The sequence below is a fragment of the Celerinatantimonas yamalensis genome, assembly GCF_046054155.1.
In the GTDB taxonomy this organism is placed as follows: domain Bacteria; phylum Pseudomonadota; class Gammaproteobacteria; order Enterobacterales; family Celerinatantimonadaceae; genus Celerinatantimonas; species Celerinatantimonas yamalensis.
In genome coordinates, this window is sequence record NZ_JBEQCT010000004.1 from 229,676 (window position 1) to 247,543 (window position 17,868).

Sequence of the window (17,868 nt, forward strand, 5' to 3'; positions counted from 1 at the left end):
CGATGGTACTCCGCAAGTTTGTCAGCGGGGGATGAATTGACGCAATAGATTGTTAATGTAGAGAACATGGCTGAAAAACGAAATATTTTTTTAATTGGTCCGATGGGCGCAGGCAAAAGTACCATTGGACGTCACTTAGCTTCACAACTGCACATGCAGTTTCATGATACTGACAGTGAGATTGAGCGCCGTACCGGTGCCGATATCTCCTGGGTTTTTGATGTGGAAGGTGAAGAAGGTTTCCGTGCTCGCGAAGAGACTGTTATAGATGATATGACCCAGTTACAAGGGATCGTCTTAGCAACGGGAGGCGGCTGTATTAAGAGTAAAGAGAGTCGCAACCGTCTTTCAGCTCGCGGCATTGTTGTCTATCTTGAAACATCTATTGAGAAGCAATTTGCGCGAACTCAGCGAGATAAACGTCGACCACTGCTACAAAACTGCGATGATCCGCGTGAGCGTCTTGAGCAATTAGCCCAAGAACGTTTGCCGATGTATGAAGAAATTGCCGACTATCGAGTCGTCACTGATGATCAAAGTGCGAAAGCGGTGGCCAATCAGATTATTGAATTGTTAGGGTTTTAAATCAATCTTATGGAAAGGTTAACCGTTGCATTAGGTGATCGCAGCTATCCCATTTCAATCGGGCCAGGCCTGTTAGGTCAGCCCGATTTTTTTCAGGGAGTGCTTCGTTCAACCCAAATTATGGTGGTGACCAACGAAACAGTTGGGCCCTTATATTTAGAGCTATTGCAACGCACTTTAGCGAATTTTCAGGTTGATGTGGTCACCTTACCTGATGGTGAACAATACAAAACTAGCGAAACTTTAGAGCAGATTTATACCGGTTTGCTTGAGCATAATCATGGTCGAGATACCACGATCATTGCTCTCGGAGGCGGTGTCATTGGTGATATGGCAGGTTTTGCAGCGGCGTGTTATCAGCGCGGTGTTGCTTTCATTCAAGTGCCGACAACCCTTCTTGCCCAAGTCGACTCATCCGTCGGCGGAAAAACCGCGGTCAACCATCGATTAGGTAAAAACATGATCGGTGCGTTTTATCAACCGCGCAGCGTCATTATTGATATTGATTGCCTGAAAACATTACCTCTGAGAGAGTTTCAAGCGGGAATGGCTGAAGTAATCAAATATGGCATTATGTATGACGGCGAATTTTTTACTTGGCTTGAGGATAACCTCGAAGCGTTACAGCGTTTAGACGCTGCAACGCTGACGTATGCTATTCAGCGCTGCTGTCAGATTAAAGCTGAGGTTGTTGCCAAAGATGAAACTGAGCAAGGGCTTCGTGCTTTATTAAATTTAGGTCATACCTTTGGTCATGCGATTGAAGCGGAACAAGGTTATGGCAACTGGCTGCACGGTGAGGCCGTGTCTGTCGGGATGGTGATGGCAGCGATTAGTGCGGAGCATCAAAGTTTACTAAGCGGTGCGCAAACGCGACGTATTCGGCAGTTATTAGAACGAGTAGGATTACCGATTCGTCCGCCTCGCAGCATGACTGTAGACGATTTTATGACACATATGATGCGTGATAAAAAAGTACTCAATCAGCAGCTGCGGTTGATTCTGCCAACGTCTATAGGATCAGCTATAATTACCGATCAACTTGATCAAGCTGATATTGCCCGAGTCTTGCAGGCTGTTCGTTGACCATGCCCCGCGGCGGATTAGTTGAATTATCTAGCCAACACCAATTATTAGAGCGGCTGGAAACGTTAGTACTTTTTTCCAGCCATATGATTGTCGTGTACGGCGAGGGGGGGGCAGGGAAAACCAGCATTGCCAAGAGCTTGCTCGATCGCGCTGAATTTGCCAATCAAGCATGGCTTAATATTCATACTGAGCACAGTGATGCGAAGTTACGTGAGCGCATACTTACTCAGTGGTTGGCTGACCCGTTGTTTAATGCAGATGATCGGCTGTTGGATAGTCTCACGCAAAATATGAACGAGTCGGTGGCGGGACAACTACTTGTCATTGACAACGCCCAATTTCTATCGCCACAGATATTTACTGAATTATTTGAACTTATCGAGCAATACCCTCTCAATTACCAACATCCATTAAATATTGTGTTGTTTTCATCAACTAGTTTTCAGCAGTTATCTCGAGAAAATCAATGGACGGTAACGGATGTGCTTGAATTGGATATTGAACCACTCGATGAGTATGATGCCACGACATTAGCCAAGCAGCTCTTGATGCGAGCGGATCTCCCGGCTGATGTTGTGAGTCGACAAGCTTTAGTCCATGGTATTGAACAAGCGCAGGGTAACCCCGGTGCTATTTGTCAGGTTGTTGAGCAAACTATTTCAGGAGCAGGGATCATGTCAGAAGAGCAGAGTAAGCCACGTAAACCCTACCTTATTTGGGCGATTATTGCTGTATTGGTAGCCGCTGTTGCCGGTTTGGCCGTGCAATTATTGAGCGGGTCATCGAATCCCGCTAAAAAGGCTGCTGCCACTGGGCAAGCCAATATTAACATTCCAGTGGTGTTACCAACCAAAACTGATCAGCAAGCGGCTGATGCAACTGTTTCGGGGGGAGCTAATCCTGCCAATCAGGGCAACGGGAGCACAGCTAGTTCGTCTAAAGACAATACCGATATATTGCCAAAGCCAGTGACTGAACAAACCATCGATAAAAAAGATGCACCAGTAATTGGTCAACAGCGGGTCGTGGTGGATGATGCAGTGGTCGATCAGCTAATGAAAGCTCAGCAAGATCAAAATGCGAACAGCACATCGACGGTGGCCAGTGATGATCATGCACAGTCTCAACCGACGGACACTCAATCATCGTCGTCAAATGCTGCGCAAACGACGGCTCCATCAACAACAGCAGTATCGCCAAAGGCGTCGCCAAGTTCGACATCGGCGGTTAGTGGTCAACCCCAAGATACTGAAAGTGTCTTGCGTGCGAAACCACCTCGGCATTATACACTGCAGTTAGGGGCTTATAGCTCGATGCGAGCAGCGACTGATTTTGCCAAAAAATTAAATCAAGAAGCGGCTTGGGTCTATCCTTTCCAAGCAAATAATCGGATTTTGTATAAAGTGATCGTCGGTGATTTCTCTGACCGCCGTAGTGCCGGAGCGCAGCAACAAGCGTTCAAAGTTAAAGGGCAGAACAGCCTGATTAAGTCATTTCGACAGGTTCAATTTGAGCTAAATAAGAAGTAATAAGCACTGGTGAGTTAGTAGATCGTGATGAAAACCCGAGCATTTTTAAAGTGGGCTGGCGGCAAATTCCATTTAATTGAGACTATCCGCCGTCATCTTCCTGAAGGCGATCTATTAGTCGAGCCTTTTTTAGGGGCCGGATCGGTGTTTTTAAACACCGATTATCCACGTTACTTGTTGACAGATATTAATGTCGATTTGATCAACCTATACAATCTGCTAAAGCGCGACCCCGAACGCTTTATTGCAGATGCGCGTGGCTTTTTTATTGCGACTAATAATGAACCAGAGAGTTATTACGCGCTGCGTCAAGAGTTTAATAGCAGCGTCGATCCCTATTATCGCTCGCTGCTATTTTTGTATCTAAATCGCCATGGTTATAATGGCTTATGCCGCTATAACAAAAGTGGTGGTTTTAATGTACCTTTTGGTCGTTATAAAAAACCTTATTTCCCTCAGGCTGAACTGGAATTTTTTGCACAAAAAGCGCAGTGCGCCGAGTTTGTCTGTTGTAGTTATGAACAGACGTTTGCCAAAATACAAGCGGGTGATGTGGTGTATTGCGATCCGCCTTATGCGCCGCTTTCTGCAACTGCTAGTTTTACCAGTTACGCCAGTGATGGTTTTAATCAAGGTGATCAACAGCGTTTGGCTGAACTTGCAGAAAAAGCGTGCCAAGAGCAAGGCGCAACGGTACTTATCAGTAATCATGAACTGGCCTTCACTCGCCAGATATACCACCGAGCTCAGCTAAGTTCTTTGCAAGTACGTCGCACGATTAGCCGTAAAGGGAAAGCGCGTATTAAAGTAGACGAATTGCTCGCGCTCTATCCGGCGCAGGAGCGTGTAGCGATTGCACCAAGTTTGGTGACTGCGATTAAATTGCGCTAATATCGTACGCTTATCCTCAATATAGATGGTGACCCGATGAAAATGCCGTATCATATTGCCCCTTCGATCCTCTCTGCTGATTTTGCTCGATTAGGTGAACAAGCCAGTGCCGTGTTGGCTGCTGGTGCTGATCAAATTCATTTTGATGTGATGGATAATCACTATGTGCCTAATTTGACCTTTGGGCCGATGGTCTGTCAGGCGCTGCGTCAGTATGGTATTCGCGCACCAATCGATGTGCATCTTATGGTTAAACCCGTTGATCGAATCATCCCCGATTTTGCTAAAGCAGGGGCGAGTACGATCACTTTTCACGCTGAAGCCAGCGAACATATTGATCGCTCATTGCAATTGATTAAAGAGCATGGTTGTCGCTGTGGATTGGTGTTTAATCCAGCGACACCTCTGCATTATCTTGATTATGTGATGGATAAAATTGACCAAGTGCTATTGATGTCGGTCAACCCCGGATTTGGTGGTCAGGTATTTATTCCCATGACGCTTGAAAAAATCAAGCAAGTACGCCAGCGTATTGATGCTTCGGGTCGAGAAATTCGTCTGGAAGTGGATGGCGGCGTAAGCTGTGCCAATATTGCTCAGATCGCGAAAGCTGGCGCAGATACCTTTGTCGCAGGTTCTGCGATTTTTAATCAAAGCGACTATCGTCAGGCGATTGCGGCGATGCGCCAAGAACTGGAGACTGTATGAGCTCACAGCCAATTAAAGCGATAGCTTTTGATCTCGATGGTACCTTAATTAATAGTGGTCCTGATCTCGCTTTAGCGATTAACTTAATGCTCAAAGAGCTTGCGCGCGAGCCCCTTGATATGGCGTTAATCCATAGCTTTGTGGGCAATGGTGCCGAGTTATTAGTTAAGCGTGCGTTATCTGGTTCACAAACTGTCGCCGAAGATCTTGATGAATCATTCTACCAAGATGCTCGGGCGCGTTTTGACCGCCTGTATGCGCAGAATTTGTGTGTGAACACGCATCTCTATTCTGGGGTGCGTCAGACGTTAGAATGGCTCGATGAGCAGGGGATTGCAATGGCGGTAGTGACCAATAAACCATATGTGTTTACCCGTCCGCTACTTGAACAACTACACATGGATCACTATTTTGACATCGTTTTGGGCGGCGATTCATTAGCTAAACGCAAACCCGACCCTTATCCATTGCAATATATACTTGAAAAACGACAGTTATCCAGTGGTCAAATGTTGATGGTTGGCGACTCTCGCAATGATATATTGGCTGCCAAAGCTGCCGGTTGTCCGAGCTTGGGGCTGACCTATGGATATAACTATGGCATTCCTATCAGCGAAAGCCAACCTGATTGGGTCGCGGATAGCCTAACTGCTTTGTCAGACATTCTTAACATCGCCCACTAACTCTAATAGCTAGGAATCATCTTTAATGAGCAAACCCATTGTTTTAAGTGGCATTCAGCCATCTGGTAACCTGACGCTTGGTAATTATGTGGGTGCTATTCACCAATGGCTACCGATGCAGCAACATAGCGATTGCTATTTTATGATGGTGGATCTGCATGCAATCACCGTTCGTCAAGATCCAACGCTGCTGCGTCAGCGTACTTACGACGGCTTAGCGATGTATATGGCCTGTGGTCTGGATCCACAGCAAAGCACTATTTTTGTACAATCGCATGTACCCGAACATGCGCAACTGGCTTGGGTGCTTAATTGTTATACACAGATGGGGGAACTGAGTCGGATGACACAGTTCAAGGATAAATCGGTCAAACATGCCAATAACATTAATGTGGGTTTGTACGATTACCCCGTTCTGCAAGCTGCGGATATCTTGATCTATCAAGCCAACCAGGTTCCGGTCGGTGAAGATCAAAAGCAGCATTTAGAGTTAACCCGTGATATTGCAACGCGTTTTAACAATTTATATGGTGAAGTTTTTACTGTTCCTGATCCCTTTATTCCACAAGTTGGGGCGAAAGTGATGTCGTTGCAAGATCCCAATAAAAAAATGTCTAAATCGGATGACAATCCTAAAGCATTTATTTTGCTCAATGACACGCCAAAACAAATTGAGAAAAAAATTAAATCGGCAGTGACCGATTCGGATGAGCAGGCCCGGATCTATTTCGATCCAAGCGAAAAAGCCGGTGTTTCTAATTTGTTGACCTTACTCTCGGTCGCTACTGGTACGTCGATTGCTCAGTTAGTGCCTTACTACGAAGATAAAATGTATGGGCATTTGAAAAAAGATGTGGCCGACGCAGTCGTGGCCATGCTAGAGCCTGTGCAAAACCGTTATCAAGACTTGCGTCGTGATGAACAAGCAATGCGTCAGGTGATGGCAAAAGGGGCGGAAAAAGCACGTGAGCACACCGTTATCACCCTCGCGAAGGTCTATGATGTCCTCGGATTTGTGCCGGCAAGCGGGATCTAAGCTCAGCAATGGTAATACAGACACATTGCTATGCAATGTGTCTGTCCACTTATTCAATCACCATGCGGGCGTTTAATGGTTGAACGGGGCGCGCATCACTGTGGCCTTTCTGACTCACTATGAATTTTTGCACCTGCTCTTTAGAGATCGTTGTATGCGCTTTTAACAGCATCCAGCTTACCCCCTCACTACATGGTGGCGTGGTGAGTGAGCCATTAAAGCGATAATAGGTTTCGTTCAGCGGGATAAGATTCATTGGATTGAAAGTCCGGGCTAGTTTACGGCGGTCACCCGCATGCATCGGCATATTTTGCCAAAGTCCTGATAGAACTTTATTTGCCGCGCCTTCTTGGAATAGCACGCCAACCACCGCTAAATTGCCTTGACTATCCGCATGCACAAAATGCGCTTCTAGCGGAAAATTATGGCCATTGATCATATTTTCACTAGGTGAGTGAAAATGCAGCTGTTTTAGATCATAGCGATGATTGTTGACGGTGATATAACTGCCAGGTTCTACATTGATTTGTACCGTATGACCGTTATTCAGCAAATCGATATGGCTGGCTTTGTAAGAAAAATGAATGGCTGGAAGCTCACCTTTGACGGTTTGAGTGATATCGATGGGGGATTGGTTTTTTCCCTCAGAGCACATCATAAATTTGCTATTGAGCTCTCCCCAATGTTCTGGGCCTGTCGCTCCGCTATATCCCCAAGACGCACCTTGAGAAGCCAAGACTGCTGGTGAAGCGAGTAAGGCAGTGAGCAACCCAGCTTGGACGAATCGTTTCATATATGACTCCTTTGAATGATTGCTACAGAATATCTGTGATTCATTGATCAATGTGCCCTGATAAAGTAGCCACATCACAAATGGCTTTTCAGTCTCATTTTTATGAAGGCCACTGAGTTCAACAAACTTTAGTGAGTGTAGTCATAGATTATCTATTTTGATGGGATTATTGACTCTTTTATCCTTTTATAAGAGAAGGGCTAGTTATCGCATCGATCGGCTATAGCTGGAAAGAAACAAGCACTGTGAAACGTGCGCAACAGAGCAGCTATCGATAAAAATATAACAAAATGATTTATATGTGTTTTTCACATAGAGATGAGTGGGCGAATGACTTGTAAACAGAGCGTGAGGTGACTGTTACATAGGACACTTTTGCAAAACATGACAGTTCTCATTAAACGGGGTAGAGTAAAGAACCGATAGATGAGTATGCCTCAATGTCAGTGGCTAAGTGATAACGGCCGAGGCGTTGACGTGTTCTACGATAAACTAATAACTGCCTCTAAGCTCGATGGTCTATTTGCTGCTCTAACTTGCAAGAGTAGTTGTGGCCACTGTTTGGGCAGCCGTGTTATGCAGGGAAATGTTGTGCTGCTGATCATTGATAATTATGACTCATTTACTTATAACCTTTACCAGTACTTTAGTCAGTTAGGCGAGTATGTTGAAGTGCATCGTCATGATGAGATTACCTTAGAGCAGATCGCTGAACTTGCTCCCGATTATCTGGTTATTTCCCCAGGCCCTAAAACACCGCAACAAGCGGGGATCTCATTGGCGCTGATAGCAAAATTTGCCGGTCAAATTCCTATTCTTGGGGTGTGTTTAGGCCATCAATGTATTGCGCAGTATTTCGGTGGACAGATCATCCATGCCAATAAAGTGATGCATGGTAAAACCAGCGCTGTGCATCATCGCCAGCAAGGGGTATTTGCCGGATTACCCACGCCGTTACAAGTGACGCGTTACCACTCTTTGGTCATCGACCCGCAGACACTCCCACAGTGCTTAGAGATCACTGCTTGGATACCTGCTGAGGGGGATGCGCCAGCTATTATTATGGGCGTTCGGCATCGCCAATTTGCCATTGAGGGAGTGCAATTTCATCCCGAAAGTATCCTCACCGAATCGGGTTTAACGCTGCTGAATAACTTTTTAGAGTCGAATAAATCGAATGAAATAGGTGGGTTAGGTGAATAACTGGCATAATTTTTGGGATGAATAAGTTATGAATAATTATGCAATTATTGGTGTTGCATTCTGATATAGTGATTGAGCCAAACCATTGATGATAGATATTTAATGCACTTTTTGCGATTAATCATCACTTTTTTCGTGTGATCGTGGCATCTTTGTGACAGACAATGGTAGGAGATTTTGGAATAATCCAGCCATTCCATGATTCATTAACGTGATGGACATGCCGATAGCCATCGGTATCAAAGGAGACAGTAATGACCAATGTTAACCATCCAACTCGCGCACTCTTTGATGATGTGATGGTGCCGACGTATAACCCTGCGGCGATGATTCCAGTTCGGGGTGAAGGTTCTCGCGTGTGGGATCAAGAAGAACGAGAGTATATCGATTTTGCCGGTGGTATTGCCGTCAGTGCACTGGGACATTGTCATCCAGCGTTGGTGGGTGCACTAACAGAGCAAGCAAACAAGCTTTGGCACTTAAGCAATGTAATGACCAATGAACCTGCGTTGTGTTTAGCCAAGCAAATTGTTGAGAATACCTTCGCTGACAAGGTGTTTTTTGCCAACTCTGGTGGTGAAGCTAATGAAGCTTGTTTGAAGCTGGCTCGCCGTTATGCATTTGATACCTTTGGCGAGCATAAAAACAAAATCATCGCCTTTAAACAAGGGTTCCATGGACGTACTTTTTTTACTGTGACCGTAGGTGGACAACCGGCTTATTCGGATGGATTTGGTCCTAAGCCCGGCGCTATTACACATATCCCTTACAATGATATTGAAGCTTTTAAAGCCGCCATCGATGATGACACCTGTGCGGTGATGATCGAACCACTGCAAGGTGAGGGAGGTATCGTTTCACCGGATCTTGAATTTATTCAGCAGGTTCGTAAGTTATGTAGTCAACATCATGCTTTATTGATCTTCGATGAAGTGCAAACTGGTATGGGGCGTACTGGTACATTGTATGCTTATCAACAGCTGGGTGTGACGCCTGATATTTTAAGTACCGCAAAATCGTTAGGCGGCGGCTTCCCGATTGCTGCGATGTTAACAACCGATGAATATGCCCCACATTTGAAACCGGGAACTCATGGCAGTACCTACGGCGGAAATCCTTTAGCTTGCGCGGTCGCCAGTAAAGTCTTTGAGTTGATTAACACGCCACAAGTACTCGATGGTGTTAAAGTCCGAGAACAGTGGTTCCGAGATGGGCTAAATGCGATTAATGAAAAATATCATGTATTTAGTGAAATTCGAGGCAAAGGCCTGTTGTTGGGCGCAGCATTAACTAGCGAGTATGAAGGGCGTGCGCGTGAATTCCTAACGGCGGGAATTGAGTGTGGCGTCATGGTACTGGTCGCTGGTGCTAATGTTATTCGCCTAGCACCTTCGCTGATTATTCCTCGTGAAGATGTCGAAGAAGGTCTGCGCCGTTTTGAACAAGCTGTCGCCAAAGTACTCGCCAAATAAAGCCGCAGCGATCGCTTTTGAAAGAACTTAGCGATCGCTCACTCAATAATAAGGAGAGGCATATCCATGCTCGTCATTCGACCGATTAAACAAAGCGATTTTTCGGCGTTATTTGAGATGGCCAAAGAATCTGGCGTGGGGTTTACCTCACTGCCTGTCGATGAGCCATTGCTTTATGACAAAATTGCGCATTCGCTGCGCTCATTTGCTCCAGAGGCACAGCCAGAGCGCTATTTTTTAATGGTCGCTGAAGATACCGAAACGGGTCAAGTTGTAGGAACTACGGCTATCGACTCGGCAGTCGGGTTGAGCAATCCATTTTATACCTATCATTTAGGCAAAGTGGTGCATGCTTCTCGTAGTTTAAATGTCTATAACGTGGTAGAAACATTAACGCTAGGCAATGATTATACGGGTGTGACCGAGCTTTGTACCCTGTTTTTACGTGAAGCTTTTCGTTGTGGCAATAATGGTCGGTTGCTCTCAAAATGTCGTTTTTTAATGTTGGCAGAACATGGTGTACATTTTAATCCGTTAGTGATAGCGGAAATGCGCGGTGTCAGTGATGATCAAGGGCGATCACCTTTTTGGCAGTGGTTACAAGAGCACTTTTTTAGTGTGGATTTTCCGACCGCTGATCACCTCACTGGGGTAGGGCGTAAAGAATTTATCGCCGAGTTGATGCCTAAGCACCCCATCTATGTGAATTTATTATCAAAAGCCGCCCAAGCAGTCATCGGTAAGGTTCACCCTAAAACAATTCCGGCACTAAAATTATTAGAAGCCGAAGGATTTTTAAATCGCGGGTATGTGGATATTTTTGATGCAGGCCCCACGGTTGAATGCCAACTGGCCCATATTAAATCCGTGCAACAAAGTCAGCGGTTAACGGTCGTAATCGGTGATGTCATTGGTGGCGATGAACGGTTGTTAAGCAATACTGATTTAGCTCAATTTCGCGCCTGTGTGGATAAAGTTAACCTTAACTTAAAACGCAATGAGGTCACACTGACTGCGGCTACAGCTAAGGCTCTTCGGGTCAGTGACGGTGAACCGATTCGCTTGGTTGCCCTGCGTTAAATAAAGAATGGGGAGTGAATAACATGCAATTTATTAATGGGCAATGGATTGAAGGTAAAGGCAGCGCCTTTGTCTCGATCGACCCGGCGAAAAATCAGCAGATCTGGGAAGGAGCCGCAGCCGACGAAAAGCAAGTTGATGCCGCTGTTAACGCGGCGCGTAAAGCGCAGCAACAATGGTGGTTAGCCGGATTTGAACAGCGCCTTGCTATCGTGAAACAGTTTGCTACGTTGTTAGAAGAAAATCATGAAGCGTTAGCGCTCACTATTGCTCAAGAAACCGGCAAGCCGCTTTGGGAAACGCGTACTGAAGTCAATGCCATGAAAGGAAAGGTGGCTATATCGGAGCAAGCCTATCATGAGCGAACTGGAGAAAAAAGTCAGCCGCTCGGCGATGCTCAGGCGTTGCTACGCCATAAACCCCATGGTGTCGTGGCCATCTTTGGTCCGTATAACTTTCCAGGGCATCTGCCCAATGGCCATATTGTACCGGCATTGCTAGCAGGCAATACAATCGTCTTTAAGCCTTCTGAACAAACGCCAGCAGTGGCTGAAGCAACGGTGCAGCTGTGGCAAAAAGCTGGGTTACCTGATGGGGTGCTTAACTTGGTGCAAGGCGAAGTAACAACGGGGAAAGCATTATCGAGCCATCTTGGTATCGATGGGTTGTTTTTTACTGGCAGCTCGGCTACCGGTCAATTGCTCCATCGCCAGTTTGCCTCACAACCTAGCAAAATTTTAGCTCTAGAGATGGGTGGCAACAACCCGTTGGTCATTGATAAGGTCAGTGATATTGATGCGGCCGTGTATGCGATTGTGCAATCGGCCTTTATCTCATCAGGGCAGCGCTGCACTTGTGCACGACGTTTAATTGTGCCTGCTACTGAGCAAGGGGAAGCGATCTTAGGTCGCTTACTGGAAGTGAGTGCACAAATTGTGGTTGGCGAGTACGACAGCGCAGTCCAGCCATTTATGGGCGCGATGATTTCGGCTAAAGCGGCTAGCCAGATGGTGAGTGCTCAGCGTGATTTAGTCAGTCGTGGCGGCTGTCAACTATTAGCGCTGACCCAGCCTGAAGCTGACAAGGGGTTTGTCACGCCTGGGATTATTGATGTCACAGGGGTGCGTGAGCTTCCCGATGAAGAGTTCTTTGGCCCCTTGTTGCAGGTGATCCGCTATCAAGTTTGGGATCAGGCGATTGCCATTGCCAATAATACCCGATATGGCCTATCGGCTGGATTATTAAGCGACGATCAAAGTCGCTGGCAGGATTTTTATCAACGTAGCCGTGCGGGCATCATCAACTGGAATAAACCGATTACTGGGGCATCGAGCAGTGCGCCCTTTGGCGGAGTTGGTGATTCGGGGAATCACCGTGCCAGTGCCTATTATGCAGCCGACTATAGTGCTTATCCGGTTGCAAGCGTGCAAGCAGAGCATGTTAGCTTGCCGGAGACCCTCTCTCCTGGGATCATTTTTTAGGCATAATATACCAGCCAATGGCGTTATTTGTCGGGTAGCGTTTGGCTGGTTTATTTTATTATTGATCCATCGATTATCTAAAATAACAACACGTGCTTTTTTATGTATAAAAGCCTACCCATTCGCTGCAACATTGTTTCTGAAATATCAACGTCCTTTATGGCCTGTCATTGGATACGCTAAGCCTCTAAGCGCAGCAACTGGAATCGCTGTGAATCTTATACCCCTATCTTGATGCTTTGACTTGCTCAGCGGCTGCTTTTCTCAGCATATGACTAATATGCTATAAATCATTAACGCGATTAATTTAGCGTTTGATCCCAATTCGTGAAACAAATTCGGAAATTTTGGAAACCGGTTTCCAAAACTGTGCGCTCTACCACATCCTAATAGCTGATTATTTTCTAGTCTCTCAAGGCAAGCGAGGAAAGCTGTCAATATGCGCTGTACTAGCGACGTAGTGATGGGCCTAACAATTCAACCTGCGAGATGAATTGCCCTCGAGGTGCTTGTAGGGACAAATCAAAACAAAGCCAACAAACGGTACCGAAAGGATAATTGGTATGAAAATGATTAAACGAATACAGCTTGTGGCGCTCGGATGTGTCTGTGTTTCACTGGCATCAGGCTCAGTATGGGCCGCTCAGAGTAAGCAAGTTGTTGGAACTCAAACCCTCAAAGAAGAACTTGCTAAATTAGATAACATGCAACAAGCCTATCAAAGCGAACTTGCGAAAATGCGTCAATTGCGTGAACAATATGCCGCGCAGCTTAAAAAGATGAACGAAGCTAAACCGGCGCAAAGCACGCTCAGTGATAGCAAATACAACAAATTGAAAGAACAGCTCGATCGTATTCAAATATCTGGTTTTGTAAGAGCCAAATATGACTCTGATGACCGAGATGGAATTGGCTCGGGGAGTAACAACAAACACTTCTATATGAATTTAGAAGGGAAAATGAAAGTGTCGGATGATTGGGATGCTCATTTTCAAAGCGAAACCCGCAAAGGTTATACCGTCAATCAGTCGTGGCGTAATGGTGATCCAGGTAGTGATGACCAAAACGGCACCTTTCAGCGGATCTGGGTTGAAGGTAAGCCTGCTAATATTGGCATAGCACTTGGGACTAAATGGTGGGGGCTTGGATTTCAGAATGTTCCATTTGGTCACGCCGCAGATGGTATTTCGGTGGATTATGATGTCGTGCCAAGTTGGAATGTAAAAGCCTATTGGCTGCGTCCGCGTCAGGGGGATTTGGTGACTATGCCGAATGGTCAAGAAACCACGATAACGGGGATGAATATCACTGGTAATATCACTAAAAATCTGGCGGCCAGTATCACCTATGCAGGCAATAAAGATTATAATGGTGACCAGAAAATGAGCCAAATGGGCGCTTTTGAACTGCAATATCAAGCGACCGACGATATCTTACTGCGTGGTGCGTTTGTTAGAACGAATGCCGATGATTACAATACTAGCCAAGAGTATCGTGTTGATTATAAAGGATCGAAGCTTGAACAAGTCGGTTCTTATGGCATGTATGTTCGTTATATCGATTTTGAACGGTATGGCGATTACTCGCACGATGATGAATGGGGATCCCTGCCAAATGATGCCAAAGGTTGGCTGCTAGGGGGAACTTTCGTCCCATTTAAAAATGTGGTTTGGGAAACATTTTTCTCGGTGCAGCGCCGTAATAGAGCATCTAGCGTTGATCATAACGCGATGCGGCATCTGCTCCGTACCCAAATTGACTTCCACTTTTAATGGTGACATCAAACCCATGTCCGGCACATGGGTTTGATGGGATGCCTTGTGGCAAAACTCGCAAAAATAGGAAAATAGCTACCTTTGCTGGCGTAAAAATACGTGAAAGGGTTCACAAACGCTGGCAGAGGATGCTGCTACCTTTGCTCCATCACGTACAATGGCATATACGTTTGATGGTGGAGCAATAATGACAATCGACACGCTTTTTCGCCAGTTATGGCAGCAGTATCTAGAGGTTACCCCCAGTGCCAAGCCGATCCAGCAGTTGCTCGGGCAAGGTGATCCGATTATTAATGATCATATTGCGCTGCGTACCTATGCACTACCGGATATCGGTTTAGAAGATTTAGGCCGTCATTTTGTCCAGTTAGGATTTGAGTATGCTGGAGATTATCAATTTGGCGTCAAAAAATTACGGGCGCGTCATTTGCAACATCCAGATCCATCGATCCCTAAAGTCTTTATTAGCGAGCTTAAGGTTAATGAGCTTTCAGCGACAGCCCAGCGCATAATTGGGCAACTGTATCAGCAGGTTAAGGTCGGCTTTATGGGGAGCGTCTCACATCTTTATAGTGGCCGCCCTTGGTCGGTGAGCTATCACGATTACCTCACACTCTTAAACGAGAGTGAGTATGCGGCGTGGGTCGCAGCATTTGGCTATCGGGCCAATCATTTCACGGTTAATGTCAATCTGCTCGATGGCTTTTATGATTTAATCCAAGTGAATCAGGCGCTGGTCAATGCAGGGTTTAAACTCAATCACAGTGGCGGGGAAATCAAGGGCAGCGAACTGGCAATGCTAGAGCAATCATCTACCTTGGCAGATCATGTGGCGGTCAGTTTTAGCGATCAACAAGCGATTATTCCATCCTGTTTTTATGAGTTTGCACTGCGTTATCCTGATGCGTCTGGCCAACTCTATCAAGGGTTTGTTGAAGCATCCGCGGATAAAATTTTCGATAGTACCAACGCTTTATAAGCATGAATTTTGGCGTGTGTCGCTATTAGGCGCGCGCTATTATTCCTCCTTACATTCTTCTTCTATCGCTGTTTTGCTATATAAGTCATGGATGGTTCTGCAGACGAAAAAATCAATTATTCTCATATGGTTTTCTTCTTTTTGACAGAAGATAAGGCGCTAGAACACCCATTAATATTAACTAATTGTAAATTAAATATTACAGAAATGTGATATTCATATCATATTGATAGCTTTTATTAATCAAAACATTAGAAATTAACAATTTCAAACAATCGTTAATCTCCCATAGAATAACCTCTGTCAACCCAATACGATTCTATGAACCTTAAGGATAACGCCATGATTAATACTGCGATCAAACCATTCCAAGCTACAGCTTTCAAACAAGGTGAATTTGTTGAAATTACTGACAATGACCTTAAAGGCAAGTGGGCTGTCGTGTTCTTTTACCCTGCCGACTTTACTTTTGTTTGCCCAACTGAGCTAGGTGATTTGGCCGATAACTATGATGAGTTCGAAAAACGTGGTGTAGAGATCTTCTCTGTTTCGACTGACACACATTTTACTCATAAGGCGTGGCACGATTCATCTGACACGATCGGTAAAATTCAATATCCGATGATTGGTGACCCAACACATCTTATGGCTAACAACTTTGGCGTATTGCGTGAAGGTCAAGGTGTTGCTGACCGTGCGACATTTTTAATTGACCCAGAAGGGGTGATCCAAGCGATGGAAATCACTGCTGAAGGGATTGGTCGTGATGCGCAAGACCTACTGCGCAAAGTGAAAGCCGCTCAGTATGTGGCCGCCCACCCTGGCGAAGTGTGCCCAGCTAAATGGGAAGAAGGTGATGCAACATTAGCACCTTCTTTGGACTTAGTAGGCAAAATCTAAGTTTACTTCTGGCAGGTCTTTTGGCCTGCCTGCTGTGTCACCTTCGATGATCTCTTGTAACAGGTATGGTTCTTACGATGCTAGATTCAAAAGTAAAAAAACAGCTCGACACCTATTTTCAAAATATCGTTCATCCGATTGAGATTAAGGTGTTCACAGACCAATCAAACAAAGCCGCTGAACTGGCTGCCCTAGGGCAAGAAGTGAGCGAATTATCTGATCAAATCAAGTGTACTGTCGTGGCTGCAGATGGTTTTCGGGCACCGATGATGCAAATTGCCCCGCTAGGCGAGAAAGCGCGCGTTACCTTTGCCGGGGTGCCAATGGGACATGAGTTTACCTCATTTGTATTAGCGCTATTGCAAGCCGGTGGACATCCTTCTAAAGCGGATGTAGCAACGATTGACCAAGCACGCTCAATTAAGCAAGAATTGCATTTTGAAGTTTATGTGTCATTGACCTGCCAAAACTGCCCCGAAGTGGTTCAAGCCTTGAATTTATTTGCTAATTTGAACCCGAATGTCACCAGTACCATGATTGATGGCGCGCTCTTTAAAAGTGAAGTTGAGCGACGCAATATCATGGCTGTGCCAACAGTTTATCTCAATGGGGAAGAATTTGGACAGGGACGGATGTCACTGAACGAGATTTTAAATAAAGTCGATAGTGGCGCTAGTGTCAAGCAAGCGCAGGAACTGTCGACCAAAGAGCCCTTCGATGTGTTGGTTGTTGGAGGGGGCCCCGCCGGAGCTGCTGCTGCTATCTATGCGGCGCGTAAAGGGATCCGCACCGGGATCGTCGCTGATCGATTCGGTGGGCAGGTGTTAGATACCATGGCGATTGAAAATTTTATCTCCGTGAGTGCCACCGAAGGGCCTAAGTTAGTCGCTAATTTAGAGCAACATGTTTTAGATTATGATGTCGATTTGATCACGACACAGCGCGTCGCTAAATTGGAAAAGCACGACTTGATCGAAGTCACTTTAGACAATGGCGGGCAACTGAAAAGTAAAGCGGTCATTTTAGCAACAGGGGCGCGTTGGCGTGAGATGAATGTGCCCGGTGAGCAGCTTTATCGGGGCAAAGGTGTGGCCTATTGCCCACACTGCGATGGCCCACTGTTTAAAGGTAAACGGGTTGCGGTTATTGGTGGTGGTAACTCTGGTATTGAGGCCGCCATTGATTTAGCTGGGATCGTCGAACATGTCACTGTGCTGGAATTTAGTGACACATTGCGCGCCGATGCAGTGTTAATTAAAAAAGCGCAGTCACTGGCCAATGTCACTATTATGACACAGGCAATGACCACCGAAGTGATCGGCGATGGCCAGCGAGTGATAGGGTTAAATTATAAAAACCGTACTAATGGTGACGCACATCTGCTCGATGTTGCTGGGATCTTTGTGCAAATTGGTTTGGTCCCTAACAGCGAATGGTTGCGTGATACCCTTGAGCTCACTGAGCGCGGAGAAATTGTTACCGACGCCCATGGGCAGACCTCACTTGCGGGCGTTTTTGCCGCTGGCGATGTCACTCATAGTCCATATAAACAGATTATTATCTCAATGGGGAGTGGCGCTTCCGCAGCACTAGGCGCTTTTGACTACCTCATCCGTCAATAAACCCGCACGAACACTATGATTTAATAACCGCTTCATTCACGA

The 17,868-nt window shown here is 45.8% G+C and carries 16 protein-coding genes; 15 read left to right on the plus strand and 1 reads right to left on the minus strand.

The features are described from left to right. Positions 1-66: 66 nt before the first annotated feature. Genes aroK through trpS form a run of 7 tightly spaced genes read left to right on the plus strand, consistent with a single transcriptional unit; the run spans position 67 to position 6,521 of the window. Positions 67-585 (plus strand): shikimate kinase AroK, encoded by a 519-nt coding sequence (gene aroK / locus ABUE30_RS10840; RefSeq protein ID WP_408623789.1) that lies wholly within the window; start codon positions 67-69, stop codon positions 583-585. Between the two features lie 9 nt (positions 586-594). After that, a complete protein-coding gene (aroB, locus tag ABUE30_RS10845; protein WP_408623790.1) occupies positions 595-1,671 on the plus strand; it encodes a 3-dehydroquinate synthase in 1,077 nt (358 codons plus the stop codon). Positions 1,672-1,673: 2 nt separating this feature from the next. Further along, complete coding sequence (locus ABUE30_RS10850; RefSeq protein ID WP_408623859.1) at positions 1,674-3,203, plus strand: SPOR domain-containing protein; 1,530 nt, start codon at positions 1,674-1,676, stop codon at positions 3,201-3,203. Between the two features lie 24 nt (positions 3,204-3,227). Next, complete coding sequence (locus ABUE30_RS10855; protein ID WP_408623791.1) at positions 3,228-4,094, plus strand: Dam family site-specific DNA-(adenine-N6)-methyltransferase; 867 nt, start codon at positions 3,228-3,230, stop codon at positions 4,092-4,094. A gap of 42 nt (positions 4,095-4,136) precedes the next feature. Then, entirely contained in the window at positions 4,137-4,802 is a 666-nt protein-coding gene (rpe, locus tag ABUE30_RS10860) for a ribulose-phosphate 3-epimerase (RefSeq protein ID WP_408623860.1), read from the plus strand. Continuing rightward, the gene (locus tag ABUE30_RS10865) at positions 4,799-5,485 is read left to right on the plus strand and encodes a phosphoglycolate phosphatase (RefSeq protein WP_408623792.1); all 687 of its coding nucleotides are present in this window, start codon (positions 4,799-4,801) and stop codon (positions 5,483-5,485) included. The genes rpe and ABUE30_RS10865 overlap by 4 nt, the downstream gene beginning before the upstream one ends. A gap of 25 nt (positions 5,486-5,510) precedes the next feature. Continuing rightward, entirely contained in the window at positions 5,511-6,521 is a 1,011-nt protein-coding gene (trpS, locus tag ABUE30_RS10870; RefSeq protein WP_408623793.1) for a tryptophan--tRNA ligase, read from the plus strand. A 49-nt stretch (positions 6,522-6,570) separates the two neighbouring features. Here trpS and ABUE30_RS10875 read toward each other — a convergent pair whose 3' ends face one another. Then, positions 6,571-7,314 (minus strand): carbonic anhydrase, encoded by a 744-nt coding sequence (locus tag ABUE30_RS10875; RefSeq protein WP_408623794.1) that lies wholly within the window; start codon positions 7,312-7,314, stop codon positions 6,571-6,573. Between the two features lie 591 nt (positions 7,315-7,905). On the opposite strand from ABUE30_RS10875, the gene ABUE30_RS10880 reads away from it, so the two are divergent. The 8 genes from ABUE30_RS10880 (at position 7,906) to ahpF (ending at position 17,826) form a co-directional block, all read left to right on the plus strand. After that, entirely contained in the window at positions 7,906-8,517 is a 612-nt protein-coding gene (locus tag ABUE30_RS10880; RefSeq protein ID WP_408623861.1) for an anthranilate synthase component II, read from the plus strand. Between the two features lie 254 nt (positions 8,518-8,771). After that, entirely contained in the window at positions 8,772-9,989 is a 1,218-nt protein-coding gene (locus ABUE30_RS10885; protein ID WP_408623795.1) for an aspartate aminotransferase family protein, read from the plus strand. A gap of 66 nt (positions 9,990-10,055) precedes the next feature. Beyond that, positions 10,056-11,069, plus strand: a complete 1,014-nt coding sequence (gene astA, locus ABUE30_RS10890) for an arginine N-succinyltransferase (protein ID WP_408623796.1) — start codon at positions 10,056-10,058, stop codon at positions 11,067-11,069. Between the two features lie 23 nt (positions 11,070-11,092). Beyond that, on the plus strand, positions 11,093-12,550 hold the full coding sequence (astD, locus tag ABUE30_RS10895) for a succinylglutamate-semialdehyde dehydrogenase (RefSeq protein ID WP_408623797.1): 1,458 nt from the start codon (positions 11,093-11,095) through the stop codon (positions 12,548-12,550). Between the two features lie 563 nt (positions 12,551-13,113). Further along, entirely contained in the window at positions 13,114-14,322 is a 1,209-nt protein-coding gene (locus tag ABUE30_RS10900; protein ID WP_408623798.1) for a hypothetical protein, read from the plus strand. Positions 14,323-14,512: 190 nt separating this feature from the next. Continuing rightward, the gene (locus ABUE30_RS10905; RefSeq protein WP_408623799.1) at positions 14,513-15,304 is read left to right on the plus strand and encodes a DUF1338 domain-containing protein; all 792 of its coding nucleotides are present in this window, start codon (positions 14,513-14,515) and stop codon (positions 15,302-15,304) included. Between the two features lie 342 nt (positions 15,305-15,646). Further along, positions 15,647-16,204, plus strand: coding sequence for an alkyl hydroperoxide reductase subunit C (gene ahpC, locus ABUE30_RS10910; protein WP_408623800.1), 558 nt, complete (start codon positions 15,647-15,649; stop codon positions 16,202-16,204). Positions 16,205-16,281: 77 nt separating this feature from the next. Next, positions 16,282-17,826 (plus strand): alkyl hydroperoxide reductase subunit F, encoded by a 1,545-nt coding sequence (ahpF, locus tag ABUE30_RS10915; RefSeq protein WP_408623802.1) that lies wholly within the window; start codon positions 16,282-16,284, stop codon positions 17,824-17,826. Positions 17,827-17,868 lie beyond the last annotated feature (42 nt).

Coding starts and splice junctions, on each gene's coding strand:
- aroK (WP_408623789.1), top strand. CDS start 67: ATGGCTGAAAAACGAAATATTTTTTTAATTGGTCCGATGGGCGCAGGC.
- aroB (WP_408623790.1), top strand. CDS start 595: ATGGAAAGGTTAACCGTTGCATTAGGTGATCGCAGCTATCCCATTTCA.
- ABUE30_RS10850 (WP_408623859.1), top strand. CDS start 1,674: ATGCCCCGCGGCGGATTAGTTGAATTATCTAGCCAACACCAATTATTA.
- rpe (WP_408623860.1), top strand. CDS start 4,137: ATGCCGTATCATATTGCCCCTTCGATCCTCTCTGCTGATTTTGCTCGA.
- ABUE30_RS10865 (WP_408623792.1), top strand. CDS start 4,799: ATGAGCTCACAGCCAATTAAAGCGATAGCTTTTGATCTCGATGGTACC.
- trpS (WP_408623793.1), top strand. CDS start 5,511: ATGAGCAAACCCATTGTTTTAAGTGGCATTCAGCCATCTGGTAACCTG.
- ABUE30_RS10875 (WP_408623794.1), bottom strand. CDS start 7,314: ATGAAACGATTCGTCCAAGCTGGGTTGCTCACTGCCTTACTCGCTTCA.
- ABUE30_RS10885 (WP_408623795.1), top strand. CDS start 8,772: ATGACCAATGTTAACCATCCAACTCGCGCACTCTTTGATGATGTGATG.
- astA (WP_408623796.1), top strand. CDS start 10,056: ATGCTCGTCATTCGACCGATTAAACAAAGCGATTTTTCGGCGTTATTT.
- astD (WP_408623797.1), top strand. CDS start 11,093: ATGCAATTTATTAATGGGCAATGGATTGAAGGTAAAGGCAGCGCCTTT.
- ABUE30_RS10900 (WP_408623798.1), top strand. CDS start 13,114: ATGAAAATGATTAAACGAATACAGCTTGTGGCGCTCGGATGTGTCTGT.
- ABUE30_RS10905 (WP_408623799.1), top strand. CDS start 14,513: ATGACAATCGACACGCTTTTTCGCCAGTTATGGCAGCAGTATCTAGAG.
- ahpC (WP_408623800.1), top strand. CDS start 15,647: ATGATTAATACTGCGATCAAACCATTCCAAGCTACAGCTTTCAAACAA.
- ahpF (WP_408623802.1), top strand. CDS start 16,282: ATGCTAGATTCAAAAGTAAAAAAACAGCTCGACACCTATTTTCAAAAT.